This is a genomic window from uncultured Roseobacter sp. (assembly GCF_947501835.1).
In the GTDB taxonomy this organism is placed as follows: domain Bacteria; phylum Pseudomonadota; class Alphaproteobacteria; order Rhodobacterales; family Rhodobacteraceae; genus Roseobacter.
In genome coordinates this window covers 1-23,251 of the sequence record NZ_CANMXR010000018.1, presented here as the reverse complement: position 1 = coordinate 23,251, position 23,251 = coordinate 1, and the positions used below count along the sequence as shown (strand labels likewise).

The 23,251-nt window shown below is 59.7% G+C and carries 21 protein-coding genes and 1 pseudogene; 10 read left to right on the top strand and 12 right to left on the bottom strand.

Annotation, left to right across the window (positions count from 1 at the left end; all coding sequences use genetic code 11):
- Positions 1-18: 18 nt before the first annotated feature.
- Genes Q1A20_RS23550 through Q1A20_RS23540 form a run of 3 tightly spaced genes read right to left on the bottom strand, consistent with a single transcriptional unit; the run spans position 19 to position 3,603 of the window.
- The gene (locus Q1A20_RS23550; RefSeq protein ID WP_299919096.1) at positions 19-1,092 is read right to left on the bottom strand and encodes a DUF1513 domain-containing protein; all 1,074 of its coding nucleotides are present in this window, start codon (positions 1,090-1,092) and stop codon (positions 19-21) included.
- Position 1,093: 1 nt separating this feature from the next.
- Complete coding sequence (locus Q1A20_RS23545; protein ID WP_299410759.1) at positions 1,094-2,077, bottom strand: imelysin family protein; 984 nt, start codon at positions 2,075-2,077, stop codon at positions 1,094-1,096.
- Positions 2,074-3,603, bottom strand: coding sequence for a di-heme oxidoredictase family protein (locus Q1A20_RS23540; RefSeq protein ID WP_299410757.1), 1,530 nt, complete (start codon positions 3,601-3,603; stop codon positions 2,074-2,076). The genes Q1A20_RS23545 and Q1A20_RS23540 overlap by 4 nt, the downstream gene beginning before the upstream one ends.
- A gap of 87 nt (positions 3,604-3,690) precedes the next feature.
- Between Q1A20_RS23540 and Q1A20_RS23535 the strand changes: the two genes are divergently transcribed.
- Complete coding sequence (locus Q1A20_RS23535; protein ID WP_299410755.1) at positions 3,691-4,131, top strand: hypothetical protein; 441 nt, start codon at positions 3,691-3,693, stop codon at positions 4,129-4,131.
- A gap of 110 nt (positions 4,132-4,241) precedes the next feature.
- The gene (locus Q1A20_RS23530) at positions 4,242-4,712 is read left to right on the top strand and encodes a DNA starvation/stationary phase protection protein (RefSeq protein ID WP_299919093.1); all 471 of its coding nucleotides are present in this window, start codon (positions 4,242-4,244) and stop codon (positions 4,710-4,712) included.
- 30 nt (positions 4,713-4,742) lie between these two features.
- On the opposite strand, the gene Q1A20_RS23525 is transcribed toward Q1A20_RS23530, so the two are convergent.
- From Q1A20_RS23525 to Q1A20_RS23500, 6 genes are all read right to left on the bottom strand, one after another.
- Positions 4,743-4,988, bottom strand: a complete 246-nt coding sequence (locus tag Q1A20_RS23525) for a DUF1289 domain-containing protein (RefSeq protein ID WP_299919091.1) — start codon at positions 4,986-4,988, stop codon at positions 4,743-4,745.
- A 152-nt stretch (positions 4,989-5,140) separates the two neighbouring features.
- Positions 5,141-6,400, bottom strand: a complete 1,260-nt coding sequence (locus Q1A20_RS23520) for an imelysin family protein (protein WP_299919089.1) — start codon at positions 6,398-6,400, stop codon at positions 5,141-5,143.
- A gap of 29 nt (positions 6,401-6,429) precedes the next feature.
- Complete coding sequence (locus Q1A20_RS23515; protein WP_298976530.1) at positions 6,430-6,912, bottom strand: hypothetical protein; 483 nt, start codon at positions 6,910-6,912, stop codon at positions 6,430-6,432.
- Positions 6,909-7,085 carry a hemin uptake protein HemP gene (gene hemP / locus Q1A20_RS23510; protein WP_299507555.1) on the bottom strand — a complete coding sequence of 59 codons (177 nt, stop codon included), beginning with the start codon at positions 7,083-7,085 and terminating at the stop codon, positions 6,909-6,911. Before hemP ends, Q1A20_RS23515 begins: the two co-directional genes overlap by 4 nt.
- A 251-nt stretch (positions 7,086-7,336) precedes the next feature.
- Positions 7,337-8,365 carry an extracellular solute-binding protein gene (locus tag Q1A20_RS23505; protein ID WP_299919087.1) on the bottom strand — a complete coding sequence of 343 codons (1,029 nt, stop codon included), beginning with the start codon at positions 8,363-8,365 and terminating at the stop codon, positions 7,337-7,339.
- 273 nt (positions 8,366-8,638) lie between these two features.
- The gene (locus tag Q1A20_RS23500; RefSeq protein WP_299919085.1) at positions 8,639-9,520 is read right to left on the bottom strand and encodes a LysR family transcriptional regulator; all 882 of its coding nucleotides are present in this window, start codon (positions 9,518-9,520) and stop codon (positions 8,639-8,641) included.
- A gap of 170 nt (positions 9,521-9,690) precedes the next feature.
- Here Q1A20_RS23500 and Q1A20_RS23495 point away from each other — a divergent pair, with 170 nt between their 5' ends.
- The 8 genes from Q1A20_RS23495 to Q1A20_RS23460 all read left to right on the top strand — a co-directional run bounded on the left by Q1A20_RS23495 (position 9,691) and on the right by Q1A20_RS23460 (position 19,743).
- Complete coding sequence (locus tag Q1A20_RS23495) at positions 9,691-11,877, top strand: thiamine pyrophosphate-dependent enzyme (protein ID WP_299919083.1); 2,187 nt, start codon at positions 9,691-9,693, stop codon at positions 11,875-11,877.
- On the top strand, positions 11,874-12,902 hold the full coding sequence (locus Q1A20_RS23490) for an ACP S-malonyltransferase (RefSeq protein ID WP_299919081.1): 1,029 nt from the start codon (positions 11,874-11,876) through the stop codon (positions 12,900-12,902). Before Q1A20_RS23495 ends, Q1A20_RS23490 begins: the two co-directional genes overlap by 4 nt.
- A gap of 121 nt (positions 12,903-13,023) precedes the next feature.
- Entirely contained in the window at positions 13,024-13,380 is a 357-nt protein-coding gene (locus tag Q1A20_RS23485; protein ID WP_298976540.1) for a hypothetical protein, read from the top strand.
- Positions 13,377-13,976, top strand: a complete 600-nt coding sequence (locus Q1A20_RS23480; protein ID WP_299410743.1) for a zeta toxin family protein — start codon at positions 13,377-13,379, stop codon at positions 13,974-13,976. The genes Q1A20_RS23485 and Q1A20_RS23480 overlap by 4 nt, the downstream gene beginning before the upstream one ends.
- 231 nt (positions 13,977-14,207) lie before the next feature.
- Positions 14,208-16,304 (top strand): hydantoinase/oxoprolinase family protein, encoded by a 2,097-nt coding sequence (locus Q1A20_RS23475; protein WP_299919079.1) that lies wholly within the window; start codon positions 14,208-14,210, stop codon positions 16,302-16,304.
- Entirely contained in the window at positions 16,297-17,949 is a 1,653-nt protein-coding gene (locus tag Q1A20_RS23470) for a hydantoinase B/oxoprolinase family protein (protein ID WP_299919077.1), read from the top strand. Before Q1A20_RS23475 ends, Q1A20_RS23470 begins: the two co-directional genes overlap by 8 nt.
- Positions 17,946-19,016, top strand: a complete 1,071-nt coding sequence (locus Q1A20_RS23465) for a histidinol-phosphate transaminase (RefSeq protein WP_299410738.1) — start codon at positions 17,946-17,948, stop codon at positions 19,014-19,016. Before Q1A20_RS23470 ends, Q1A20_RS23465 begins: the two co-directional genes overlap by 4 nt.
- Entirely contained in the window at positions 19,006-19,743 is a 738-nt protein-coding gene (locus Q1A20_RS23460; protein WP_299410736.1) for an Asp/Glu racemase, read from the top strand. Before Q1A20_RS23465 ends, Q1A20_RS23460 begins: the two co-directional genes overlap by 11 nt.
- Positions 19,744-19,768: 25 nt before the next feature.
- Here Q1A20_RS23460 and Q1A20_RS23455 read toward each other — a convergent pair whose 3' ends face one another.
- The 3 genes and pseudogenes from Q1A20_RS23455 to Q1A20_RS23445 form a co-directional block, all read right to left on the bottom strand.
- On the bottom strand, positions 19,769-20,737 hold the full coding sequence (locus Q1A20_RS23455) for a D-2-hydroxyacid dehydrogenase (protein ID WP_299919075.1): 969 nt from the start codon (positions 20,735-20,737) through the stop codon (positions 19,769-19,771).
- 15 nt (positions 20,738-20,752) lie between these two features.
- On the bottom strand, positions 20,753-21,802 hold the full coding sequence (gene gtdA, locus Q1A20_RS23450) for a gentisate 1,2-dioxygenase (protein ID WP_299919073.1): 1,050 nt from the start codon (positions 21,800-21,802) through the stop codon (positions 20,753-20,755).
- A gap of 111 nt (positions 21,803-21,913) precedes the next feature.
- Positions 21,914-23,251 (bottom strand): annotated as a pseudogene (locus Q1A20_RS23445) (hypothetical protein); the annotation flags it as partial.

Genomic DNA, 23,251 nt, shown 5'->3' with positions numbered 1-23,251 from the left:
CCCACCATCCGGGGCGAGTTACCCAATGGCGATCAGGTGGTTATCAAATGCCAGCGGGTGCTGGGCAAGGGTGGTTGTGCCGCCGGCATCAATCCGTTGCACACCGCCCAAACCATCCGTCGCCAGCGCGTCCTGGTTTGCGCGGGCAATGCCACATATGTCCGCCCGGCGCAAAATTTTTGACGTTTCTCTTTTTAAATCAATAATTTGCGCCACGCCGCCCCGCGGAAAGGTTATGCCGATCTGGTTTCCTCCCACGGTGGCGATGCTGCCTGCATACCCATCCAGCCCGTATAGAAACCCGCTGTCCATTTCGAGCAGCTGAAGCCCGACGCCCGGTGTGTAGAGGCCAACAATCGACGGGGAGGCATAGACATCGCCCTGCCATTGAAACGCACAGGCGACGCGCCCATCGTTGAATCCGGCGATGTGGCGCAAGGAGTTCTGGTGCAAGGGGGCGGGTAACTCTGCGGCTTCCAAAATCTCGCCCTCCGCGCTCATAAGCGCGAGATTCGGTTGCATCGTGTCGAGATTGAGCTTTTCCCGGCCGGTGTCAGGGTGGGTGCGGATGCCGCCGTTGGCGATGGCAAGGGTGTCGGTGCCGGGCAATCGGATGATCTCATGCGGGCCGATGCCGTTTGATGACAGCTCACCCAGTCGTCGGTATTCGTTGGATGCATCCCAGAGGCCAATGCGCCCGGCGCCGGTTTCGATCTCGTTTTCGGTTGTGTAGAGCCTGCGCCCATCTCGGGAAAACGCGCCATGACCATAAAAGTGTCGTCCTTCAGGAGCGTGAAGCCTTTGCAAGACGGTACCCTCTGAGCACTCCAGCACCAGTGCGAAGGTACCGGGGCGGCGGGCAAATGCGACAGCCTCGGCCCGGTCCGGGTGGGCCGCAGCGGCATGGCCTCGGCCCGGGAGTGGCTGTGTGAAGGCGATCCTGCCATCGCCGCGCAACCCGACAAGGTGGTAGCTGCCATCTGTCTTGCGCGCGGCACTCAGATGTGTTGGCGCCCCGGCGGCGGCCCAGCTGGTTGTCGGAAAAGTGGCGGCAGCCGCCGTTGCCTGCATAAAGCTGCGCCGCGTCTGCATCTTAGTCCCCGTCCAGCGCGTTAAAACCGGCGCTGATGCCAAGGGCGGCCCCGATATCATCCGCGATCAACACCTGAAGATCGCGGATATTGCGTTGCAACACCTCGATTTTGAACCGTTCAGCAGGCACGGCGACCCCGGCAAAGGAGGGATCCTCGAGAGCTTGCACCCGGTCAATGGCCGCTGTGAAGGCGCTGTTAACCTCGGGTAGGGGGGTTTCGGAAAAGGCGTTTGTCATCTCTTGCAGGGCTTCCAGGCTCAGCACCACATGTCTGGCGCTGCGCCCCGAGCGGCGCGCTTCGGCCCGATTTGGTCGTGGTCGGTCGAACGTGCCCAGCGGTCTGCCCAGCCGCTGATCGTGCATGAATTCCAAAGCGGTCGACAGCGCGGTATAGACCGCGCGGTCTGCATCTCCGGGGCTGAGATAGGTGGTGTTGCCCGCCGCGCCGGGGGTGACAAAGGTTTCACCGAAACCCCCTTGCCAGTCGGCAGACAGGTGGCGCGCGGCTTGTGCAATATGCCCTGCAATCGCCTGCGTGTAGGTGCATGCATATTCGGCGTTATCCTGCCGGTCAGTGAGCAGGCGCTCAAGTGCAGAAAACCCCTGCGCCGCGACCGAGACCTGGGCAAAGGCCTCTGCGTCCGCAACCACCGGGTCCTCATCGGCCATGAGCCGGGTCATCGCTTTGCCAGTGCGATCCTTTGGATCTGGCCAGAAGGAAAGGGACAAGGCGGTGCCACGCGCCTCAATCGGTCCAAACTGGATGTGGCTGACGCCGATCCAGGTGTCATACGCCGCATGATACGCGGGCATAACCGCCGCTGCCGTACAATCCGTTTCCGCCGCAGTCTCCAATGCCCCCGCCGCTTCGGTAAACGCCGCATATCGTGGCAGGATGTGGTTATCGCGCACCGCGATCAAATCGGCAAAAGCGGGGCTACCAAAGATGATGGCGCAGCAAAATGTGACACTACGAAGGGTCATAGGCTCTCCAGAAAGCGGATGAGGGCGTCGCGGTCTGCTTTGGGCATCTCGACGACACGTGATTTAGCTGCTTCCGCCTCGCCGCCATGCCAGAGGATGGCTTCCAGCAGGTTGCGGGCGCGCCCGTCGTGCAGAAAATAGGTGTGTCCGGACACTTGTTGCGTCATGCCAATGCCCCAAAGCGGAGGTGTGCGCCATTCCTGATCGGTGGCGCGGGCTTCGGGGCGATTGTCTGCCAGGCCCGGCCCCATGTCATGCAGCAGCATATCGGTGTAGGGCCAGATCAGCTGGAAGCTTTGCTCCGGCTGCCCGTCCAGCCGGTGGGTGACGTGTTTGGGGGTGTGACAGGAGATGCATCCCGTCTCATAGAAGACCTGCTTGCCCTGCAAAACCTGTGGATCATCCACATCGCGACGCGCGGGTACCGCCAGATTGGACGAATAGAACGATACCAGTTCCAGGCCGACGTCGGAAATTTCTGCGTCGTTGTGGGCAGGCGTATTGCCGTCAGGTGCGGTACGGCACTCGGGTTGCTTTTGCGAGCAGTCCCCATATCCCGTTGGGTGCAAGGTGGACGAAATGCCGATGTCGCCATGGAATGCGCCGGCGGATTGTTCCCAAACGCTGGGCTGGCCGGCTTTGAGCCCAAAGCGCCCCAGCATCGGTCGATCATAAACTGTGGACCAGACGATGTTCGCGCGCCCGGAAATCCCGTCGCCATCCGCATCCTGCGGGTCTGCCCGTGCAAGGATTTCCGCCGCTGGAATCGCGTCCAGTAGGCCAAGCCCGATCATTTGCGGCGCGACGCGGGCACTGGTCATTATCTCGGGATGCAGCGGGCCGTAGCCGAGATCCGTAAGCTGCAGAACAGGCTGGCGCAGTGATGCTGTTTCGCCCTCCGACAGCTCGACGGGCATCTCTGTATAGCTGATGTCGATCTGTGCTTCGGCGGGGTGTCCGGCAATGCCGAAATCCTGTATCTGGCCGCCATAGACAGGGTCGGGCGCGCTCGAAATGTAGTCTTCGATCTCGGCGATGGCTGATGCGTCAGCCGGAACCGAGATCCGCACCAGCATGGAGGTTGCGGTATCCTGCGGGTTCTCGGGCGGATGGCCGCGCCCATCCTTCAAATGGCACCTTTGACAGGACCGCGCGTTATAGAGCGGGCCCAATCCATCGGATGCAAGGGTGGAAGAGGGCGACGACACCCAAAGCTTCTTGAAGAGACCATTGCCAACCTTGAAGTCCAGTTCCCGTTCAAAAGAGATGTTCCCCGAGGGCTGGCTGAAGGCATTTGAGTTGGTGGCGGGGCGCACGGTTGCAGCACCTGCGGCATTTGCTTCGAACTGTTCTGCCTGGGTGAAATCCTCGGTCGGCGCGATGATGGACTGAATGCGGGCGCGTTCCTCATCGGTGCGGGGGATGACGTCGAGGTGCAGGTCCTGCAGGTCGGTCGCCCAGGCGGGTGATACCAGGATCGCTGCGCCAAATAGACACAATGCCCGCACGTTTTGTTTATGAATCATTGCGCTCTCCGATATACCCTATAACTATACTCAGGAATTATCATTGGCGAGTCCCCCACCCGTCACTATCGAAAAAAGAGCTGCGACATGATGCCCATCACGCAACAGACCCCCGCTTCGGTATTTCCTGCTGAGCAGGAGGCTACGCCGCCGGTCCTGGATATCGGCGCGCGCGAGGTTCTGACCCATTTGCGGATGACCGCGCTGGGGTGCAGGGCGGCGGCCCGGACCGACCTCTTCGAGGCCTGTGCGCTGTTGTCATTGGACGGCGAGGACGCCAAGCGCACGTTTGTTGCCACGCTGGTCAAATGCCTTGGGTCGGCGCTGAACAAATCCGTTGTCTGGTATCGGCCGGGTGTGGCGGAATTATCATTCGACGAGGCCTGGCTCATGCAGTGTTTGCGGGCTTTCAGTACCGCCGACGCCACCAGCCTGACCTTTTTGTTGCGGTCCCGTGTCGCAGCGCATGATCGGCGGTACATCGGATTTTTGCTGGCGCGTATTTCCGAGCAATTCACTCCGAATTAGAATAATTCTAAAAAAGGCTTGGCAAGCCGTGATCAGGCACTATGTTTCGGTCACAGCCAGCCAGCACTTCGCCAGCCAGCCGACATCCAATAGATCGAGGGAGAGCGCAGATGACGCAGACTGCAGCCGCATTGACACCAGATGCTAAATCACAAATTGCCGACGCTTTGAACCAGTCCGTTGCCGAAACCGCAGTGACGACGATGCTGGCACAAAATTTTCATTGGAACGTAAAGGGCATGGCATTTGGCCCGCTGCACGATCTCTTCCAGAAAATCTATGAAGATCATTTTGTCGCGCAGGATGATCTTGCGGAGCGTGTTCGGGCCATCGACGCACACGCCGAAGGCACGCTGGCGGGTATGCTCAAGCGTTCAAAGATCAAAGAACACGATGGTAACGCCAGTGATCAGGAAATGATCCGCATGATGATGGACGCGCAGGTCACGCTGGCCAGCACGCTCGCCGGTGCCGGTGAGCTGGCGGCCTCCCATGGCGACACGCTGACCGAAGATCTGTGTATTGCGCGCGGACAAGAGCATGAGAAATTTGCCTGGTTCCTGCGGGCCCATCTGAGCTAGACGCCAGTTCCAGATCGGTAAAGATCGCGGCTAGAGAACATCCTCTGCCGCGATTTTTCGTTTCGTCAGCTTTTTGCGGTAAGCTTTCTGCCAATGCTTGAATGCGCCCATCTGGTCCTGTTGCGCCGTCAACATCTGCACAAATGCGGTGCGGTGGCTGTCTTTCTTCAACGCTTTGAACATGGATTTCTGCGTTTTGGTCATGGAACACCCGATGCAATGGCCCTGACGTTTGTATTTGCACACGTCAATACAGGGGCTGGGCGTCTTGGGCATGAGATGAACCTTGCTGCAGATGCTGGCGGGGGACAGTCATTTGATCGTTAAACACGCGCCGGTCGAAGCGATCAGAGACCGGCGCGTGGCACCACCCAAATAGGTGGTTTGCGCAGAGATTTAAGGGGAGAAGAACACTCTGCGCAAAACCGTTATTGGAAAACGGCGTTGGGATCATCCAGGCTGTCGGACCCTTCGAAGGCAATCTGATCGACCCCAAGGGCAGCAACGGCCCGTTCGATGGAACGGGTCTGATCCACCAGAGCATCGACGGCCCCCATGATCAACGCCTCGCCCTTTTCATTGCCGCGTTCCAGCATCATATCGTAGGCAAAACCGGCTTCTGCTGCGGTCTTCATCTCCGACATTTCCAACATGGTGGCGTCCAGTTTCGCGCGCAATTCGGTGTCTACGGCGCTATCTGCTTCTGCAACAAGCGCGGCCAGCGAGGGACCCGACACCACGGTGCCATCAATCGCCGTATAACTGCCCAGATAGACGTTGCGAATGCCAAGCGCGTCGTAGAAATGGCTGTTGTGGGTGTTGTCGGAGAAGCAATCATGCTCTTCTTCGGGATCGTTCAGCAGAACGCCGAGCTTCATGCGCTCGCCTGCCTGCTCACCGTAGCTGAGCGAACCCATGCCCGTCAGGATCGTGGAAATCCCGGCAGTTTCGTCTGCGATGAGTTGGGCGCGGGCTTCGCCGCCGTCCTGCCATTGCGTGACCATCCATTCAAGGTCCGAGACCAGAAGGTCCGTAGCCGCTTTCAGATAGTCGCCGCGGCGGTCGCAGTTCCCGCCGGTGCAGGCATCGCCCATGGCATAGTCTGTCCAGGGACGCGCACCCGCGCCTGCGCCGTGGCCGTTCAGATCCTGACCCCAGAGCAGAAATTCGATGGCGTGATAGCCGGTCGCTACATTGCTTTCGACCTCATCGGCTTCGTGCAGCTCACCTTCGAGCAGGGCAGGGGTGATCTCGCTCGCATCCACCGTTTCGCCGGACAATGTAAAGCTGGGATTGGCAATCACGTTCAACACGGCATATTCGTTTTCATCCGTGGCGCCGCCATAGGAGGCATCCACATAATCGATCAGCCCCTCGTCGAGCGGCCAGGCGTTCACCTTGCCTTCCCAATCATCGACAATCGCGTTGCCAAAACGGTAGACCTCGGTCTGCTGATAGGGCACGCGGGCGCTGATCCAGGCCTGTTTTGCGGTCTGGAGCGCCTCGGCGGAGGGCGCCTCGATCAGCCCGGTCACTGCAGATTGCAAGGCCTGCGCCGTTGTCAGGCTGTCGCTGTATTTGGCCAGCGCGATGTTGGCGTAATTGTCCAGCACCGCGGCTTTGTCCGCATAGACCGGGCTGGCGATGACCGCAACGGTGCCCAGGATGGCTGATAGTCTGAATTTCATGGTTGGCTTTCCTCTAAATTGAATTCGGGTCAGTGAAGCCGGACGACATTTGTAGCGTCACCGGGTTTTTTGTGTTTCGCGGCGGACCGGCTGATGCGGCGCGTGACGGTGCCCACCTGTGCGGCAAGCAGCGCAACATGTTCGGCATGTGCGGGCAAAACCACGAGGCCCGCCAGCATCGCGGCGTCCCCCAGATCTCCCTCACTGGCGGCGCCCACGATGTGCAGGAAAACGCCTTCATCAGCGCCGAGGCAGTCGCAGTCCACGCAATGATGCACCAAAGGCCTGCGCGCGTTGCGCGACAGCAGGGTGATCAGATCGCCGAACACCCGAATTTCCTGCGCCGCCATCTCCGAGGACAGATGCGACGCGTAGTCACGCCATACCGCTGCCTGACCGGAGGGCCCGGCGCACCACAACCGCAATTCGCGGACCAGCAAGGCTTCCCAAGGGCATAGGGTGGACAGGCTGCCAATGGTGACCCCGCCCCGTTTGTTCAGTTCCGGCGTCATTTTGTGAGGATCAGTTTGCCGGCGCGGGTGATGCGCAGGAAATAGGTCTGACCGTCCAGAACGAGGCGGGCCTGCGTGCCTTTGCCAACGATTTCACGTGCGTTGTAGGCAGGCAGATTTTCCGTTTCCGGGGTGGTCTGGATGGCTTTGGGCGGGGTTTGTGTCAAGGCCATCATAGTCCTCGGCCCAACCGGTCAAAGACATGTTCAAGCGCGATCTCTGTCTCCACGAGACCCATCATTGCGGCTTGCATTATCTCTCTCCGGCAGCAGGCGTTTCGTTTCTGGTCATCTGTTTTCTTGTTCTTCGTCATCTTTGCCTCCGGGTTTTGGCGTGTTCCGGGCTGCCCCTTGTTGGGTGGCTGGGAAGACAGAATGGGCTTGGTCTTCTGGATGTTTCGGTTCGTGTGCGCGTTGGCCGGATGTTAGTCCCAGCCAACGTCGATGAATATTTTCTGGGCCTCTGGCACATTCTTTGCGACTTTCGACAGATCCGCCGTGTCCGCTTTGAAAAGGCCAAGTTTCGCCACCGAAGCGCTGATGGCGACACCGGGCACGGCGGGGTATTCGTCATTGCCGGCGGAGAAATACTGCTGCGCCTGATCGCTGGTCAGGTATTCCATGAATAGGATGGCGTTGTCCCGATTCGGCGCGTGTTTGGCCACGCCACCGCCCGACAGGTTGACATGCGCGCCCTCGGCGTTCTGCGCGGGAAAGACCCAGCCGATTTTATCGATGTCACTGGACAGATCGCTGACGTCTTTGCGCAGCGCCCGCGCAAAGTAATAGGTGTTGGAGATCGAGATATCGCACTCCCCCGACACCAGACCGCGCAGCTGATCGGTATCGCCGCCCTGCGGCGCGCGTGCGAAATTATCGACAACGCCCTGCGCCCAGGATTTCGCCGCTTCAACACCGAAATTTTCAATCACGGCAGCCAACAGCGTTTGCGAATAAACATTGGTAGATGATCGATGGCACACCTGCCCGGCGTATTTGGGGTCTGCCAGATCGGCATAGGACATCGGCGGTTCCGCCACGTCGGCTTTGTCGTAAAAGATGATGCGGGCGCGCTGCGAGAACCCAAACCACTGATTGTCTTCGTCCTGCAGATTGGCAGGGACGCGGGTTTCCAGAACTGCGCTGTCAATCTGTTGCAGAACGCCCGCATTCTTGGCGCGTTCGAGCCGCGACGTATCGACGGTCAGCAGGACATCCGCCGGGCTGTTGACGCCTTCGGCTTCCATCCGTGCGATCAATTCGTCGGCTTTGCCTTCGATGCGGTTGATCGTGATCCCGGTCGCTTCGGTGAAGTCCGAGTACAACCGCTCATCCGTGTCGTAATGCCGTGAGGAATAGAGGTTCAACTCCCCGGTGGCGGCGGCGATTGTTGGTCCACATGCCAGGGCGATCGCGGTCAACGATGTGGCAATGACCCGGGAGGTACGTGGCATGAAAGCCCCCTTAGAATTGGTTACTAAAACAGTCAGATACTTTTTGAGACGGAAAATCAAGCTTCCTGAGTATTTTTGTCGGAAAATTTTCCAGACCGGAAGATTTTCGCTCGATATCTGGACCCGGTCTGCTGCCTGAAGGTCCGAGCGTCGGATAAATCGACGATGCAGCGATGTGCGAGGGGCAGTTTTCAGGCGTCACCGCCACCGCGGCGAATCGTCAAATTGGCTGGTGGTCAAAGTGCGCCTTGGTTTGGCTGAGAGGCGTCTGGCCTAGACGACACCCTGCAGCCATTCAACAAGATGCGCCACCTGTGGTTTCGTCGGATTTTCCTCGGGCCAGACCAGATAGTAGTGCCCGGCCGTCAGGGTGGGCGTGCCCCAGGCGGACACAAGTCTGCCGCGCTCAATCTCTGCCTGTGCGAGATAGTCAGGAAGCAAGGCAATGCCCATGCCATGGATCGCCGCCTGCGCAATGGTCGAGAACTGGTCGATTAGCATGCCCGGCAGGCTGCTGGTGTCCACGCCCTGCGCGCGAAACCAATCCTCCCAGGCATTTGGCCGGGTTGCGAGATGGAGCAGGGGGCACTGCGCCAAATCCGCGGGGCCAACGGCTTTCGCATTCAGATACCTCGGCGCACAGACAGGTAGAACACGCTCATCGGCAAGGGGGAGATAATTCACGCCGCGCCAGTCGCGCGCACCGTAATGCAGTGCTGCGTCAAGCCGTTCCTGTGCAAAGTCGAAGGGTACCAGACGGGTCGACAGATTGACCGTTACTTCGGGATGATCGACTGCGAAGGATTTCAGGCGCGGTGCCAGCCAATGCACCCCAAATGCGGGTAGGATCGCCAGGTTGAGGCTGCCACCCGAGGGATTGGCGCGCAGGGTGAGCGTGCTTTGCGACAGATCGCCAAGGATGATCCGTACCCTTTCGCAGTAGTCCCGCGCGGCGGGTGTCAGTTTCAGCCGCGCGCCCTCCCGCGTGACAAGTCGCATGCCGATCTGGCCCTCCAGCACCTTGATCTGACGGCTGACGGCGCTGTGTGTCAGCGACATTTCTTCTGCGGCCGCTGTCGCGCTTCCCAGCCGGTCAACGGCTTCCAACGCCAGAAGTGACGGGATCGATGGCAAAAGGCGGCGCGGCCCAAACATGTGAGATTCCCTCCAACAAATGTGCGTGGATATCGATAACATCCGCCTGAAAAACATGCCATTGTCCGGGGAATCCGACAAATCAGATGTGATGAGAATGAAAAGTATCTCCCAAACACTGGCGCTGATGGGCAGTCAATGCGCCTGTCGCACGCGTTGAAGGTGTTCTGATGGACCGCGCCGCAATTGTTCACGAAAACTTCCTCAGACGCGTTGCTGCGGGTGATTTGCCGACAGGTCAGCGCGCGGCGGGGCCACTGCCCTCTGAAACTGCTGTTGCGATTTTTCGGGCGGGGTGCCTGAGCCGTGCGCTCGATATGCAATCGCGCAAGATGCAAAAGGCGGGCGAGGGGTTCTACACCATCGGCTCTTCCGGGCATGAAGGGATGGCGGCTGTCGCGGCTGCGCTGCGTCCGACAGATATGGCATTTCTGCACTACCGGGATGCGGCGTTTCAGATTGCGCGGGCAGGGCAGGTGCCCGGACAGTCGCCCGCCTGGGACATGTTGCTGAGCTTTGCGGCCTCCTCCGAGGATCCGATATCGGGTGGGCGTCACAAGGTGCTTGGTTCCAAGGCGCTGATGATCCCGCCGCAAACGTCGACAATCGCATCGCATTTGCCAAAGGCCGTCGGCACCGCCTATGCCATCGGCGCCGCGCGCAGACATCGGCCCGAACATCAGCAGCTCGCGCCCGATAGCCTGGTGCTCTGCTCATTCGGGGATGCCTCGGCCAATCATTCAACGGCCCAGGGTGCATTCAACACTGCATCCTGGACGTCCTATCAGAATGTCCCTTTGCCCCTGCTATTTGTCTGTGAAGACAACGGAATTGGGATTTCGGTCAAGACCCCGAAAGGGTGGATCGCGGCCAGTTTCGCAAACCGTCCGGGGTTGCGGTATTTTTATTGCGATGGGCTGGATGTTTACGACACCTTCCGGGTGGCGTCCGAAGCGGCGCAGTATGTCCGCATCCAGCGTAAACCGGCATTCCTGCATATCCGAACCGTGCGGCTTTATGGTCATGCGGGTGCCGATGTGCCGACGACCTATCTCAGCCGGGATGAAGTTGAGGCGGATGAGGCCAACGATCCGCTGCTGCACGCGGTGCGATTGTTGCAGGAGAGCGGCGCGCTGGCGGTGCCAGAGGCGCTCGGGATCTACAAGGAAACCTGTGCGCGTGTCGAACGCGTCGCGGCGGAGGTGATCACACGCCCGAAGTTGCGCACGGCCAGCGATGTCATGGCCTCGTTGATCCCGCCCAAGCGGATCTGTCGTCCGACAAATGGGCCGACGCCTGAGGCGCGCGCCGCAGCGTTTGGCGGTGACCTCAAAGCGATGCAGGAGCCGCAAATCATGTCGCGCCTGATCAACTGGGCGCTGACCGATCTGATGCTGACCCATCCCGAAATCGTCCTGCTGGGCGAAGACGTGGGGCGCAAAGGCGGCGTTTACGGGGTGACGCAAAAGCTCCTGTCCCGGTTTGGTCCGGACCGCGCCATCGATACCCTGCTGGATGAGCAATCCATTCTGGGCCTTGGCATCGGGATGGCTCAGAACGGGTTTCTGCCAATCCCGGAGATCCAGTTTCTGGCCTATCTGCATAATGCCGAGGATCAACTGCGGGGCGAAGCGGCCACCTTGCCGTTTTTCTCGAATGGGCAATTCACCAACCCGATGGTGGTGCGGATTGCGGGTCTGGGCTATCAGAAAGGCTTTGGCGGTCACTTTCACAATGACAATTCGGTGGCGGTCCTGCGCGACATCCCTGGCTTGATCCTGGCCTGTCCCTCGCATGGGGCAGATGCGGCAAAGATGCTGCGTGAATGCGTGCGACTGGCCCGCGAAGAGCAGCGCGTCGTGGTGTTTCTGGAGCCCATTGCGCTTTATCCCATGCGTGATCTGCATAAGGCCGGTGATGGCGAGTGGATGCAGCTTTATCCGCCGCAAGATGAACGCATCGCCTTTCGGGAGGTTGGTGTGACAGGCGACGGACCGCTGGCCATCGTCAGCTTTGGCAACGGGCACTTGTTGTCCAGACAGGCGCAAGCGGTGTTGGAGCAGGATGGAATTGATACGCGGGCGATTGACCTGCGGTGGCTGTCCCCCTTGCCGGAGGCGGCGCTGCTGGCAGCATTGAAAGGCTGCTCGCATGCGTTGATCGTGGATGAAACCCGCAGAACGGGCGGGGTGTCTGAAGCGCTGATGGCTTTGCTGAGCGAGCGTACGGAAATGCCCCATGCCCGTCTGGCCGCCGAAGACAGCTTCATCGCAACCGGACCTGCCTATGCGGCGACAATGCCGTCCTCGGACAGCATCATCGCGGCGGCGCACGCGCTTTGGGAGGGCGCGCAATGACAACAGCCGTGGTGATCTGCCCGGGACGCGGGACCTATAACAAGGCTGAGCTTGGCTACCTCGCACAGCATTTCCCGGATGCGGACATGCTGACTGGTTTTGATGTGCTGCGTGAAAACGCGGGGCAAACGACGTTGACGGAACTGGACAGCGCGCCGCGTTATTCGAGCGCCCGGCACAGCCGTGGCGACAATGCATCCGGGTTGATTTATGCCGCCACGCTTGGCGATTTCCTGTCAATCGACCGGGACCGGATCGAGGTTGTTGCGGTCACTGGCAACTCCATGGGGTGGTATTCCGCTCTGGCTTGCGCTGGGGCGGTGTCAGCGAACGCTGGCTTCAATCTGGCCAATACCATGGGCACATTGATGCAGGCGGCGATGATCGGCGGGCAATTGATCTATCCCTTTGTTGGCGAGGATTGGCGCGCCGATCCTGCGCGCAAGGCCGATTTGATGGCGCAGGTGCATGAGATCAACGCACAGGCGGACCATGTTCTTGCCCTGTCCATTGATCTGGGTGGGATGCTGGTTCTGGCCGGAAACGAGGCGGGGCTTTCCGCCTTCGAAGCTGCAGTGCCCCGCACGCAGGATCGCTTTCCGATGCGTTTGCCCAACCACGCGGCGTTCCACACAGGTTTGCAGTCCGATGTCGCAAAACAGGGCAGGGATCAGATCGACGTCGCCGGTTTTGGACAACCGGCCATACCCATGATCGACGGGCGCGGTGCCATCTGGTGGCCGGGGGCCACCAAAACCGGGGCGCTTTGGGAGTACACGCTGGGGCATCAGGTGACCGAAACCTATGATTTCACCCGCGCGGTCTCAGTGGCCGCCCGTGAATTTGCGCCAGACCTCTTTATCATCACCGGACCGGGATCAACACTTGGCGGCGCTGTTGCACAGTCTCTGATCCTCGCGGAGTGGCGCGGCATGCGCAGTAAGCAGGATTTTCAGAAACGACAGAAACAGGTGCCGCTGCTTGTCTCCATGGGGATGGACAGCCAGCGGAACATGGTTGTTTGATGCGGGTAACGTGAGCGCGCAGACGCTTAGTGTTATGCGCGGCATTAACTGGACATTTGCAATTTAGGTGCCATATATGGAGAAGGTAGCAATTTGCCACCTCTTGGATGGAGAAACCACAATGGCTCAGTCAGTGAAGCTTGCCGATGATGTGATGCGGTATGTCCGCAAAGAATCCAGCCTGCAAAGCCGGTCTGTGGCCGGGCAGATTACCCATTGGATCAACATCGGTCGCGCGATCGAACAATCACCCGCCTTTGACTACGCGCATGTCAGCGCGGCGTTGGAGGCCGCGCTGTCGCCGGATGATCTGACTGCCGAAGAGCAGGAGGTCTGGTTTGCGCAATTTGCCGAGGACATGGCAGAACCCGGCGATGCGGAACATGCGTTTTTTGCAAACCGCAAACAGCTCGGTCGTGGCGTCGGGATGACAGATGCGGGTGAGCTGGTGCATCAGGCATCCGCCGCCAAAGAGTGACCCCAAACAAGCGGCCCACTCTGGTGATGCTGGCCGGACCGAATGGCGCGGGCAAATCCACTCTTTTCGAGACGCGCGTGCGACCGGGCTTTGCGGCGCCATTCATCAATGCCGATGAAATTCATCGCAATGAATTACAGCAGGACGATCTGGATTCCGCCTACAAAGCGGCCCGATTGGCGGCGGAACGGCGGGATAAACTGCTCAAAGCGGGCAAGAGCTTCGCCACGGAATCTGTCTTTTCGCACCCCTCCAAACTGGAACTGATCCAGCAGGCAAAGGCGCTTGGCTACCGGATCATGCTGTTTCATGTGGGCGTCGCACATCCTGATTTGTCTGTGGCGCGTGTCACCGAGCGGGTCAGGGAAGGCGGTCACGCGGTGCCGGAGGAGAAGATCAGGGGACGATACGATCGCAACGGGCCACTGATCCGTCAGGCGGTGCTGCTGAGCGATGTGGGCCATGTCTTTGACAATTCGGCCCTGAACGAACCGCCCAAACGGGTGCTGTCGTTCAAAAACGGTCAGGTGTCTTTTGTCTTGAGCCACGTGCCGCGATGGGTGCACGACATCTATGCCAAAGATCTGACGCATTAGACATGCGCCCTATCTGCTAAACGCTCCGACGTCAGATTGTTGTTGACAGATACCGGCTTGGGCATCGTTAATCGGCGCAGGGTACAAAGACCGATTGCATGACAAACAGCGCCGCCAAGACAGTTTTCGTTTACGCACCGATGATGCGTCGGGTCACGGGGTGTGATCTCGTCGCGAGTTAGGGCGGGTTGAACGCCGATCCCCCCCTGAACGTGCTCCGGACCATCCCACATGACATTTCTTGCGCCCTTGCGGCTTGCCATCGATATTGGTGGTACCTTCACCGACACCGTGCTGGTTGATGCGGCGGATGCGGTCATCGCTTCGACCAAAACATTGACCACGCATGATAATCCGGCAGAAGGTGCTCTCCTTGGTGCGACGCGGGCGTTGGCGGACGCCACTGCAAGCATGAAGGATATCACGGGGTTCATCCACGGCACCACCCTGGCCACCAATGCGCTGATCGAGAAGCGTGGGGCGCGGGTTGCAACGATTACGACCGAAGGATTTCGCGACATCCTCGAAATTGGCTACGAACGGCGCTACAGCCAATACGATATCAATTTGCAAAAGACCGATTTCCTGGTGCCCCGGGATCGCGCGTTGACGGTGCGCGAACGCATGTCCGCCTCGGGAGAGGTTTTGATCGCCCTGGACGAGGCCAGCATCGCGGATCTGATCGCCAAGATGGATGACTGCAAGGCCGAAGCGGTGGCAATCTGTCTGATGCATGCTTATGCAAACTCCGCGCATGAGCAGCGGCTGCGGCACCTTTTACAGGAGGTGCGCCCGGATCTGCGGATCTCCATCAGTTCCGAGGTCAGCCCCGAAGCGCGAGAGTTTGACCGGCTCTGCACCACCGTGGCCAATGCCTATATCCAGCCGCTGATGGCCCGTTACCTTGACGCCTTTGCCTCTGCGTTCAAATCAAAAGGGCTGCGGTGCCCGATCCTGATGATGACGGCGGGGGGTGGCATGACCACATTGCATACGGCAGGCCAGTTCCCGATCCGGCTGGTTGAAAGCGGTCCTGCAGGTGGCGCGATCCTGGCAGCCCGGATTGCCAGGGAAAACGATCTTGGCGCGGTGCTTTCATTTGATATGGGCGGCACGACGGCCAAGCTGTGCCTGATCGATGATGCCACGCCGCAAACCTCCCGGCAGTTCGAAATTGGTCGGGCGGCGCGGTTCATCAAGGGGTCCGGCATGCCAGTACGCATCCCCGTGATTGACATGATCGAGATCGGCGCTGGCGGCGGATCCATTGCCGCGGTGGACCGCCTGGGGCGGTTGACGGTCGGACCCAAAAGCGCGGGATCAGAGCCTGGACCGGTGGCTTTTGGTCGGGGAGGGGGTGATCCGACCGTCACAGATGCGGATGTGGTGCTCGGCTATATTCAGGCGGAAAATTTTGCCGAAGGTCAGTTTGCAATCGAAACGGCGGCAGCGGAGGAGGTGCTTCTGACAACACTTGGCATGCCGCTGGGTCTGGATGCTTGCGGCGCGGCGGATGGGGTGAGCCGTATAGTCGATGAAAGCATGGCCAGTGCTGCGCGCACCCATGCGGTGGAATCAGGTAAGGTGTTGAGCCAGCGTACGATGATCGCCTTTGGCGGTAACGGGCCGCTGCATGCATGTCGCGTGGCCCGCAGTGCCGGGGTGTCCCGGGTTCTGATCCCGACCAACCCCAGTGTCGGCTCCGCGTTGGGGTTTCTGTTTGCGCCTTTGTCCTTCGAGATCGTGCGCAGCCGCTACGCGTTATTGGCAGAAATGGACATTGCGGCGATCAACAGGTTGCTGGGTGACATGTGCCGTGAAGCCCTTGCAGTGGTGCGCCAGGGTGACGCCGAAGCACCAATCACCACCCGCCGATCGGCCTATATGCGCTATCACGGGCAGGGGCATGAGATCGAAATTACGCTGCCGGATCGCGCGATCTCAGCGGAAGATCTGAAATCGCTGACCACTGCGTTTGAAACCGCCTATTCCGCTCAGTTTTCGCGGCCCGTGCCCGGTATGAACATCGAGATTCTGAATTGGTCGGTGCTTCTTTCGACACCCATGCGGCCCTTGTCCGAAATCACCGCGCAACCCCGCTTGCGACATATCCAGCCGACCCGGACAAAGCGCATCTTCTGCGACGTCAGCGGGGTTTTTCGCGATGCGGCTTTTGTGCCGCGAGAGGTGCTCAGACCGGGTGACCATCTGTCCGGGCCGGCGCTGATCGCAGAGCCGCAAACAACCACATTTGTGGGCGCAGATTTCACGCTGGACGTGGACATGCGCGGCACCCTCATTCTGACCCGGGAGACCCAAAGTGACTGATATCTCGCCCGCCCACCTACAAGTGATGTGGAACCGCCTGCTGGCCGTTGTCGAAGAACAGGCGCAGACCCTGATCCGCGCGGCCTTCTCGCCGATTGTGCGGGAATGCGGTGATATTTCGGCTGGTATTTTCGACGCCCGCGGCGAGATGCTTGCGCAGGCCGTCACCGGCACCCCGGGGCATATCAACACGATGGCGGAGGCGGTGAAACACCTGCGCGCGCGTTTCCCGGCGGAGACCATGAAACCCGGTGACATCTACATGACGAACGATCCCTGGCTGGCGTCGGGGCATCTGAACGACTTCTTGCTGATGATGCCGGTGTTCCGGCAAGGGCATGTGGTTGGCTATACGTCATGCACCTCACATCTGGTGGATTTGGGAGGGCTCGGGATGGGCCCTGAAGGCTCAGATGTCTACGATGAGGGTCTGTTGATCCCGCCCTGCAAACTGGTGGATCAGGGCACCGTCAACACCTTGTTGATGGACATCGTGCAGGCCAATTCACGCGAACCCATCGCCAACGAGGGCGATATCTATGCGCTTATCGCCTGTTGTGAAGCGGGTGCGGCCCGGCTGTCGGCGATGATGACTGAATTCGATCTCAGCGATCTTGATCGCCTGTCACACTATATCATTGAAACCTCCCGACGGGGGACGCTGGATGCCATCAGCCAGGTTCCGGAGGGGCGATACATCAATGAAATGACGATGGATGGCTATGATGTCCCCCTAACCCTGCGTGCGACGCTGACCGTGCGCAAGGACGGCCTGCATCTGGATTTCGCCGGGACATCGCCCTGTTCATCCAAAGGCATCAATGTGCCGCTGAACTATGCTGCGGCCTATTCGGTATTTGCGATGCGCTGTATCATCGGGCCGGATATTCCAAACAACGCAGGCTCATTGGCCCCCTTCGTGGTGACCGGGCCGCCGGGATGCATTCTGAACGCAGAGCATCCCGCGCCGGTAGCGATGCGCCATACGCTGGGCCAAATGACACCTGACCTTGTGCTGGGGTGTTTGCATCAGGCCTTGCCCGATCTGATCCCCGCCGAAGGGGCTTCCTGCATGTATGATTTGCCAATGCGTCACACGGCTGACGCGGCGCGGAATGGCGGGCGCAGATTTGCCATCGAACTGGTGCACAACGGGGGTACGGGCGCGCGCCCGACCTCCGACGGGCTGTCGGCGACCGCGTTTCCCTCTGGCGTCTTCGGCAGCCAGGTCGAAATCGCCGAAGCCGTTGCGCCCGTCACCATCTGGAGGCGCGAGTTACGCCCCGACTCAGGCGGTGCCGGTCAATATCGGGGGGGTCTGGGTCAGGTGATCGAATTGTCCTCCGCAATCGATCAGCCCTTTCTGGTGTTCCTGTCCGTTGAGCGTCTTGAAAACCCGGCGGCGGGGCGACAGGGCGGGCAATCCGGCGCACCGGGGCGCATTCGCGTCAGCGGTCGCGCGGATGACATTCCGGGCAAATGCGAGCTGCGGGTTGATGCCGGGGAACGGTTGACTTTTGAAACGCCGGGTGGCGGCGGTTTTGGCGATCCTGCGCTGCGCGACCGGGCGGCGATGCAATCTGATGTGAAGTGTGGCGTTGTCACACCGAAGGCCGCGCATGCGCTCTACGGGGTCAGGACATGATCCGCGCGGTAAAATCCGTGGCGGACATGCCCGCCTATGCGCTTGCTGACCTCGGTAACAGCACTGCGATCTCGCTGGCGCAGAATGAATGCGCTTTCGCTCCCAGCCCGACAGCGATCGATGCAGGAACGCAGGCTCTGCGTGACGGACCACTTTACCCCGACCCGGATTGGGGGGACCTGCGCCGCGCCATTGCAGAGGTGCACGCAGTCCGGCCTGAGCAGGTTCTCTGTGGCGCGGGATCGATGGAATTGATCGGATGCGTCATTCGCGCCTTCGCCGGACCAGGGGATGAGGTTCTAGGATCGCAATACGGCTATCTCTTTGCGGCCACCGCCGCACAACAGGCGGGCGCAACATATATTGCAGCCGCAGAAACCGGTTTTACCGTTTCAGTTGACCGCATGCTGGAAAAAGTCACGGCCAGAACGCGTGTCGTTTTCATTTGCAACCCCGGCAATCCCACGGGGACGCGGATCGCCAATGCAGAAATTTCCCGGTTGCGCGATGGGTTGCCCGGCACGGTACTGTTGGTGGTGGATCAGGCCTACGGCGAATTTGACGATCAGGACCCGCGCGACGTCTTTGCGCTGGTGGCGCGCGGGAATACTATTGTGATCCGTAGCTTTTCCAAGGCTTACGGTTTGGCCTCCGCGCGTGTTGGCTGGGGGCTGTTTCCCGGCACAATCTTCCCAGAGGTGCGCAAGCTCCTTAACCCGAACAACGTCCCGCGTGTCAGCCAGCAGATGGCAGCGGCAGCGATGCGCGATCAGGCGCACATGCGCGGGATCGTGAGCCAGACCGTGCAAATACGGGATGGTTTTTCCCGCCAATTGCGGCAGGCCGGATTAACCGTTCCGGAGAGCCACACGAATTTCGTGCTGATCGCCTATGCCGCTGCCGAGCGCGCCACCCGGGCAGATACCCTCCTGCGTGCCGAAGGATATGTTCTGCGCGCGATGGGTGGATACGGTCTTGGGTCTTGTCTGCGCGTCACCATCGGAACGCAGGACGTGATGACGACCGTTGCCGATATTCTGGTGCGGGAGGCCGCAGATGAAAAGTGATCGCACCGGGCCGAAAATCGGGGTGCTTGTGCCCTTTACCAACTGCAATCTGGAGCCGGATATGATGGCGCTGTGCCCGCCCGGCTGCACCGTGCATTTCGAACGGATGGGGGGGTACGACATCGATGAAATACCCGGTTCCGATCAGATGGCCAAGCTCGGCGCTTCCGATATCTCGGAAAACCTGCGCTTGATTTCCGGTGTCCGCCCGGCGGCGGTGCTCTATGGCTGCACCTCGGCGACGCTGACACACGGGCGCACCTTTGATCGCGAACTTGCGGCACGGATCGCGGAGCTCTCCGGTGCGTTGTCCTTTACAGCTGCGGGGTCGCTGATCATCGCGCTGAACGCACTGGCCATCACACGGGTTGGTTTTGCATCGCCCTACATCGGCGACATCAATGATCAGGCGATTGCATTTTTGGCTCAAGAGGGCGTCGACGTTGTTCAGCGTGCCGATATCGGGCGCGATCTTGGAAACTACGGACAGGGGGCGCTGACACCCCCGGAGGTCTATGACCTTGCCCTGCAGGCAGATCACCCACAGGCGCAGGCGATTGTTCTCTCCTGCACCGATATGCGGTCGGTTGAGGCTATTGCACGGATCGAAGCAAGGCTCGGCAAGCCTGTGGTCACCTCCAACCAGGCGATGATTTTCGCGATCTCGCAGGCGTTGGACCTAACCCGTCATCCTGACGCGCCGGGGCGGCTGTTTGATTGCCTGTAAAGGGTGCTAAGCGCGTGGCGCAGGCTCAATACCCGCGCATGGGATCAACGATGTTCAATAGCGGTGTGCCGCGCCGGTATCTCGTCAGGTTGTCGCAAAACATGCGCACCGATTTCAAATCCCAACCGTCATACACGGATGCGCAATGCGGGGTCACGATGACATTCGGCATCTCCCAGAACGGGCTGTCCTCGGGCAATGGTTCCGTTTCAAATACATCCAAGGCCGCTCCTTTGAGCGCGTTTTTCTGAAGCGCCTGCGCCAGTGCTTTCTGATCGACAACGCCCCCGCGGGATACATCTATCAGAACGGCGTTGCGTTTCATCATCTTGATCGCTGTGGCGTCAATCATGCCAAGGGTGCTGTCCAGCAGCGGCACGCACACCGCAATGAAATCCGCTTGTGGCCAAAGATCTGGCAGATCTGCCATGCCCTGCACCACATCAACGTGGTCAAGCGGCGCAGGGCGTGCACGCACCCCCAAAACCGTCAGCCCGAGGGCTTTGCAACGCTGCGCAATGGCCTGCCCGGTTTTTCCCAAACCAACGATGAGAATGGTTTTGCCTGCAATGGGTTCAACCTTTCCAGCGCTCCAATGGCGTTCCTTTTGCGCGCGCCTGAACCCGGGCAGGTCCAGCGAGAAATGCAGCATCGCGCCCAGCGTGTATTCGGCCATCATATCAGCCGCGACCCCCGCTGCGTTGGTCACGGTCAGCCGTTTGCTGTCCCATGTGCCCAGATGATCCGTGCCCGACCCCCCAACAGACAGCCAGCGAACTGTCGCGCTGTTCACAGTGGCGTCGCGGGGAAAGCCAGGCGTGCCGGCAAAGCGCACGGAATAGACCACCTCGGCAGCAGTATCCGCAATCATCTGCGGCAAAGCGGCGTATGAATCGCAGGTATGGAACTCCAGATCAGGATGCGCGGCGGTGGCGATCTGCAATGCCGGCTCCGGATTGTCCGTGTGCAAGATAACAACGGGCGCGCTGTTCATGAAGTTGTCCTATCGTCAATTATTGCCGCGATCCTGGCGGAAAAGGCCCAGCTTCTCTTGCGCGGCCCTGTCCGAGTAGGAGAAAATCACCGTCTCTTCATCGGCTTCATGCCTGATCCAGCGCCACGAGGGCGCGACGAAGATGTCCTTTGGACCCCATTCATAGGTCTTGTCACCGATGGTGCTGCGCCCGGTCCCTTCGACAACAGTGAAGACGGTTGCATCTGTGGCGCGATAGGCTGCCGTTTGGAATGCCTTTGGCAGAAGCTGCAGGAAGGTTGCCATCGTCGGCATCGCGTATCCGCCATCATTCGGGTTCACATAACGCATTTTCAACCCGTGGCAGGGATCCCAATCCGCTTGCTCTTTCATCTTTTCCAAAGCTGCCCGAGAGCGTTCGTAAGGATAGTTGAAGATTGGTGAGGCCGCGGATTTTGTCTCGAAATCGACCGGCAGCATATTGGCGCCATATCGCGCCAGACTGTCACCCGTTTCCCGCGTTAACGGTTGTGCCTCGGCGTCGAACCCTTCCGCAAAAGACGCATCGAAAAAGGACACCAGCGGAATGTCCAACCCATCGAGCCAGATCATCGATTCACGCGTTTCGTTTCCGTGATCATGCCATGCATTGGGCGGCGTGATGACAAAGTCACCGTACCGCATCTCGGTCCGCTCTCCGTTGACGGCCGTATGCGCGCCGGACCCATCCAGCACGAACCGCAATGCCGTCTGGCTGTGACGATGTGCTGGCGCGACCTCCCCCGGCATGACCAGTTGCAGCCCAGCATAAAGCGATGTGGTAATCTTTGAGGTCCCGCGCAGCCCGGGGTTTTCGAGGATCAGAACGCGCCGCTCCGCCGCCTTAGCGCTGATCAGGCCACCGGCTTCCAGTAGATGCGCCTTCGCATTGGCGAACCTCCAAAGATGGGGCTGGCAATCGCTCTTGGGCTCCGGGGTGATGATGCTCGACATGACTTCCCAGAGCGGGGTGAAGGCTTCCTTGTCGATCTTCTCATAAAACGCGAGGCGTTCAGGCGTGATTGCGGGTTTTTCTGTCAGCGACATGCGGCTCTCCAGCGGTTCGAAACATCCGGACACCATCAGGCTAGCAGATTTTCGATGACACGCGAGCGTGGCATTGCCCGCCAGGGATTGCGCCCTGTCAGGCCACTTTGGCTAGGGTTTGGGACCATTGCGGGCACGTTGGATGAAATTGAACAGCAGCGTGAGCAAAAGCAGAAGGATCAGCGCAATCAGGAAGACCTGGGGCCAGACCGCCTTATGGTCACAGACGGTCAGTATGACCAGCATCGCCAGAATACCCGCCACTCCAACGCGCACAAACCCCAGACGGAACGCGATCTTATCCACCAATCCGCTGTAGAAGGACCGCCATGTGAGCAAGGCAACCACCGCAAAAACGGCCATCGTGACGAGCGCGATATAGGCGCGTCTTGGGCAGGACCAGGTGCAGACCTGATCAAAGGTGCCTTGTATGATCGCCAGTTCCGCAGGCAAGGTCGGCGCGTTCCATTCAGACGCGATGATCTCGGCCAGTCTGGGCGTTTCAGGCGCATCAACCAGCGGGACAGGCCAGAAACCGATGCCTGCAAAGTTATCCTGAAAATAAACCACGTCATCGACAAACTGGCTAAAGGCCTCTTTGTTCGGATCCGGGTCCTGATCGTCAAGCGGGCGTTGTTTCACGAATTCATGCGCTGCAGGCGGCAGAACCGGGATGATGCTGCGCAACACGGTGGACCGTTCCGTGCCGCGAAAATCGCCGTGGTCCATGCGCGCGCGCAGGTTCTTTTTGGTCTCCGTGGTGGGCCGTTCGAGGAAAACGAGGATTTTGTTGACTGTCTTTTCGCCATCTTCGCCAGCAATCAGCAATTCGCGCAGATCGTTCATCAGCGCTTCGCTCGGGGAGACATCGATCAGGGAGAAGTCGAAAGCGACGTTCACGGACTGACCGCGCTGGGTGACTTCATTTTGCACCTGCTCAATGATGCTGATCATTTTGCTGGCGTTTACATCGTCGTTGGGCCGGCCGGAATAATCCTCGAAAATCAGGGTGACGCCATCCGGTTGCATCGTGTCAAAAAGCGTCGGGATTGCATCCCTTATGCCATTGAGCGAGTGGTCGCGAAACCGCTCGATGGGCCCCGATTGATCCACAATGCGCTCGATTGCATAAGACAACTCGCGCTCCGACCACTCCGCCCAGTTGCGCAGATCAAAGGCGAGATCGACTTCGGCGCGGTGCCGGTGTGCGCTGTTGATGAAGTCGCGCTTCATCTTCACCCAATGCGTCACATTTTTCAGCTGCAGGTTCCGGTCGCCTGCGGCGGCATCCGGAAACTCGAAATTGAATTCCAAGCCGTAGAATGCCACCCGACTGATCAGCCCGAAATCGATGGGGGTAGGGGCGGGCGGGACCTCCTCGCTTTCAGCGGGAGCATCTGCAAGGGGGGAGAACCAGAAGGGGTAAAAGCCGTAGACATTGCTGTTGCC

What these genes read in the sequence shown, in the direction of transcription:
- Q1A20_RS23500 (WP_299919085.1), bottom strand. Translation starts at nt 9,520, where the DNA reads ATGTTTGGGCCGCGCCGCCTTTTGCCATCGATCCCGTCACTTCTGGCG.
- hemP (WP_299507555.1), bottom strand. Translation starts at nt 7,085, where the DNA reads ATGGCCTTGACACAAACCCCGCCCAAAGCCATCCAGACCACCCCGGAA.
- Q1A20_RS23475 (WP_299919079.1), top strand. Translation starts at nt 14,208, where the DNA reads ATGACATTTCTTGCGCCCTTGCGGCTTGCCATCGATATTGGTGGTACC.
- Q1A20_RS23490 (WP_299919081.1), top strand. Translation starts at nt 11,874, where the DNA reads ATGACAACAGCCGTGGTGATCTGCCCGGGACGCGGGACCTATAACAAG.
- Q1A20_RS23465 (WP_299410738.1), top strand. Translation starts at nt 17,946, where the DNA reads ATGATCCGCGCGGTAAAATCCGTGGCGGACATGCCCGCCTATGCGCTT.
- Q1A20_RS23460 (WP_299410736.1), top strand. Translation starts at nt 19,006, where the DNA reads ATGAAAAGTGATCGCACCGGGCCGAAAATCGGGGTGCTTGTGCCCTTT.
- gtdA (WP_299919073.1), bottom strand. Translation starts at nt 21,802, where the DNA reads ATGTCGCTGACAGAAAAACCCGCAATCACGCCTGAACGCCTCGCGTTT.
- Q1A20_RS23535 (WP_299410755.1), top strand. Translation starts at nt 3,691, where the DNA reads ATGATGCCCATCACGCAACAGACCCCCGCTTCGGTATTTCCTGCTGAG.
- Q1A20_RS23505 (WP_299919087.1), bottom strand. Translation starts at nt 8,365, where the DNA reads ATGCCACGTACCTCCCGGGTCATTGCCACATCGTTGACCGCGATCGCC.
- Q1A20_RS23540 (WP_299410757.1), bottom strand. Translation starts at nt 3,603, where the DNA reads ATGATTCATAAACAAAACGTGCGGGCATTGTGTCTATTTGGCGCAGCG.
- Q1A20_RS23455 (WP_299919075.1), bottom strand. Translation starts at nt 20,737, where the DNA reads ATGAACAGCGCGCCCGTTGTTATCTTGCACACGGACAATCCGGAGCCG.
- Q1A20_RS23520 (WP_299919089.1), bottom strand. Translation starts at nt 6,400, where the DNA reads ATGAAATTCAGACTATCAGCCATCCTGGGCACCGTTGCGGTCATCGCC.
- Q1A20_RS23495 (WP_299919083.1), top strand. Translation starts at nt 9,691, where the DNA reads ATGGACCGCGCCGCAATTGTTCACGAAAACTTCCTCAGACGCGTTGCT.
- Q1A20_RS23550 (WP_299919096.1), bottom strand. Translation starts at nt 1,092, where the DNA reads ATGCAGACGCGGCGCAGCTTTATGCAGGCAACGGCGGCTGCCGCCACT.
- Q1A20_RS23530 (WP_299919093.1), top strand. Translation starts at nt 4,242, where the DNA reads ATGACGCAGACTGCAGCCGCATTGACACCAGATGCTAAATCACAAATT.
- Q1A20_RS23525 (WP_299919091.1), bottom strand. Translation starts at nt 4,988, where the DNA reads ATGCCCAAGACGCCCAGCCCCTGTATTGACGTGTGCAAATACAAACGT.
- Q1A20_RS23545 (WP_299410759.1), bottom strand. Translation starts at nt 2,077, where the DNA reads ATGACCCTTCGTAGTGTCACATTTTGCTGCGCCATCATCTTTGGTAGC.
- Q1A20_RS23485 (WP_298976540.1), top strand. Translation starts at nt 13,024, where the DNA reads ATGGCTCAGTCAGTGAAGCTTGCCGATGATGTGATGCGGTATGTCCGC.
- Q1A20_RS23515 (WP_298976530.1), bottom strand. Translation starts at nt 6,912, where the DNA reads ATGACGCCGGAACTGAACAAACGGGGCGGGGTCACCATTGGCAGCCTG.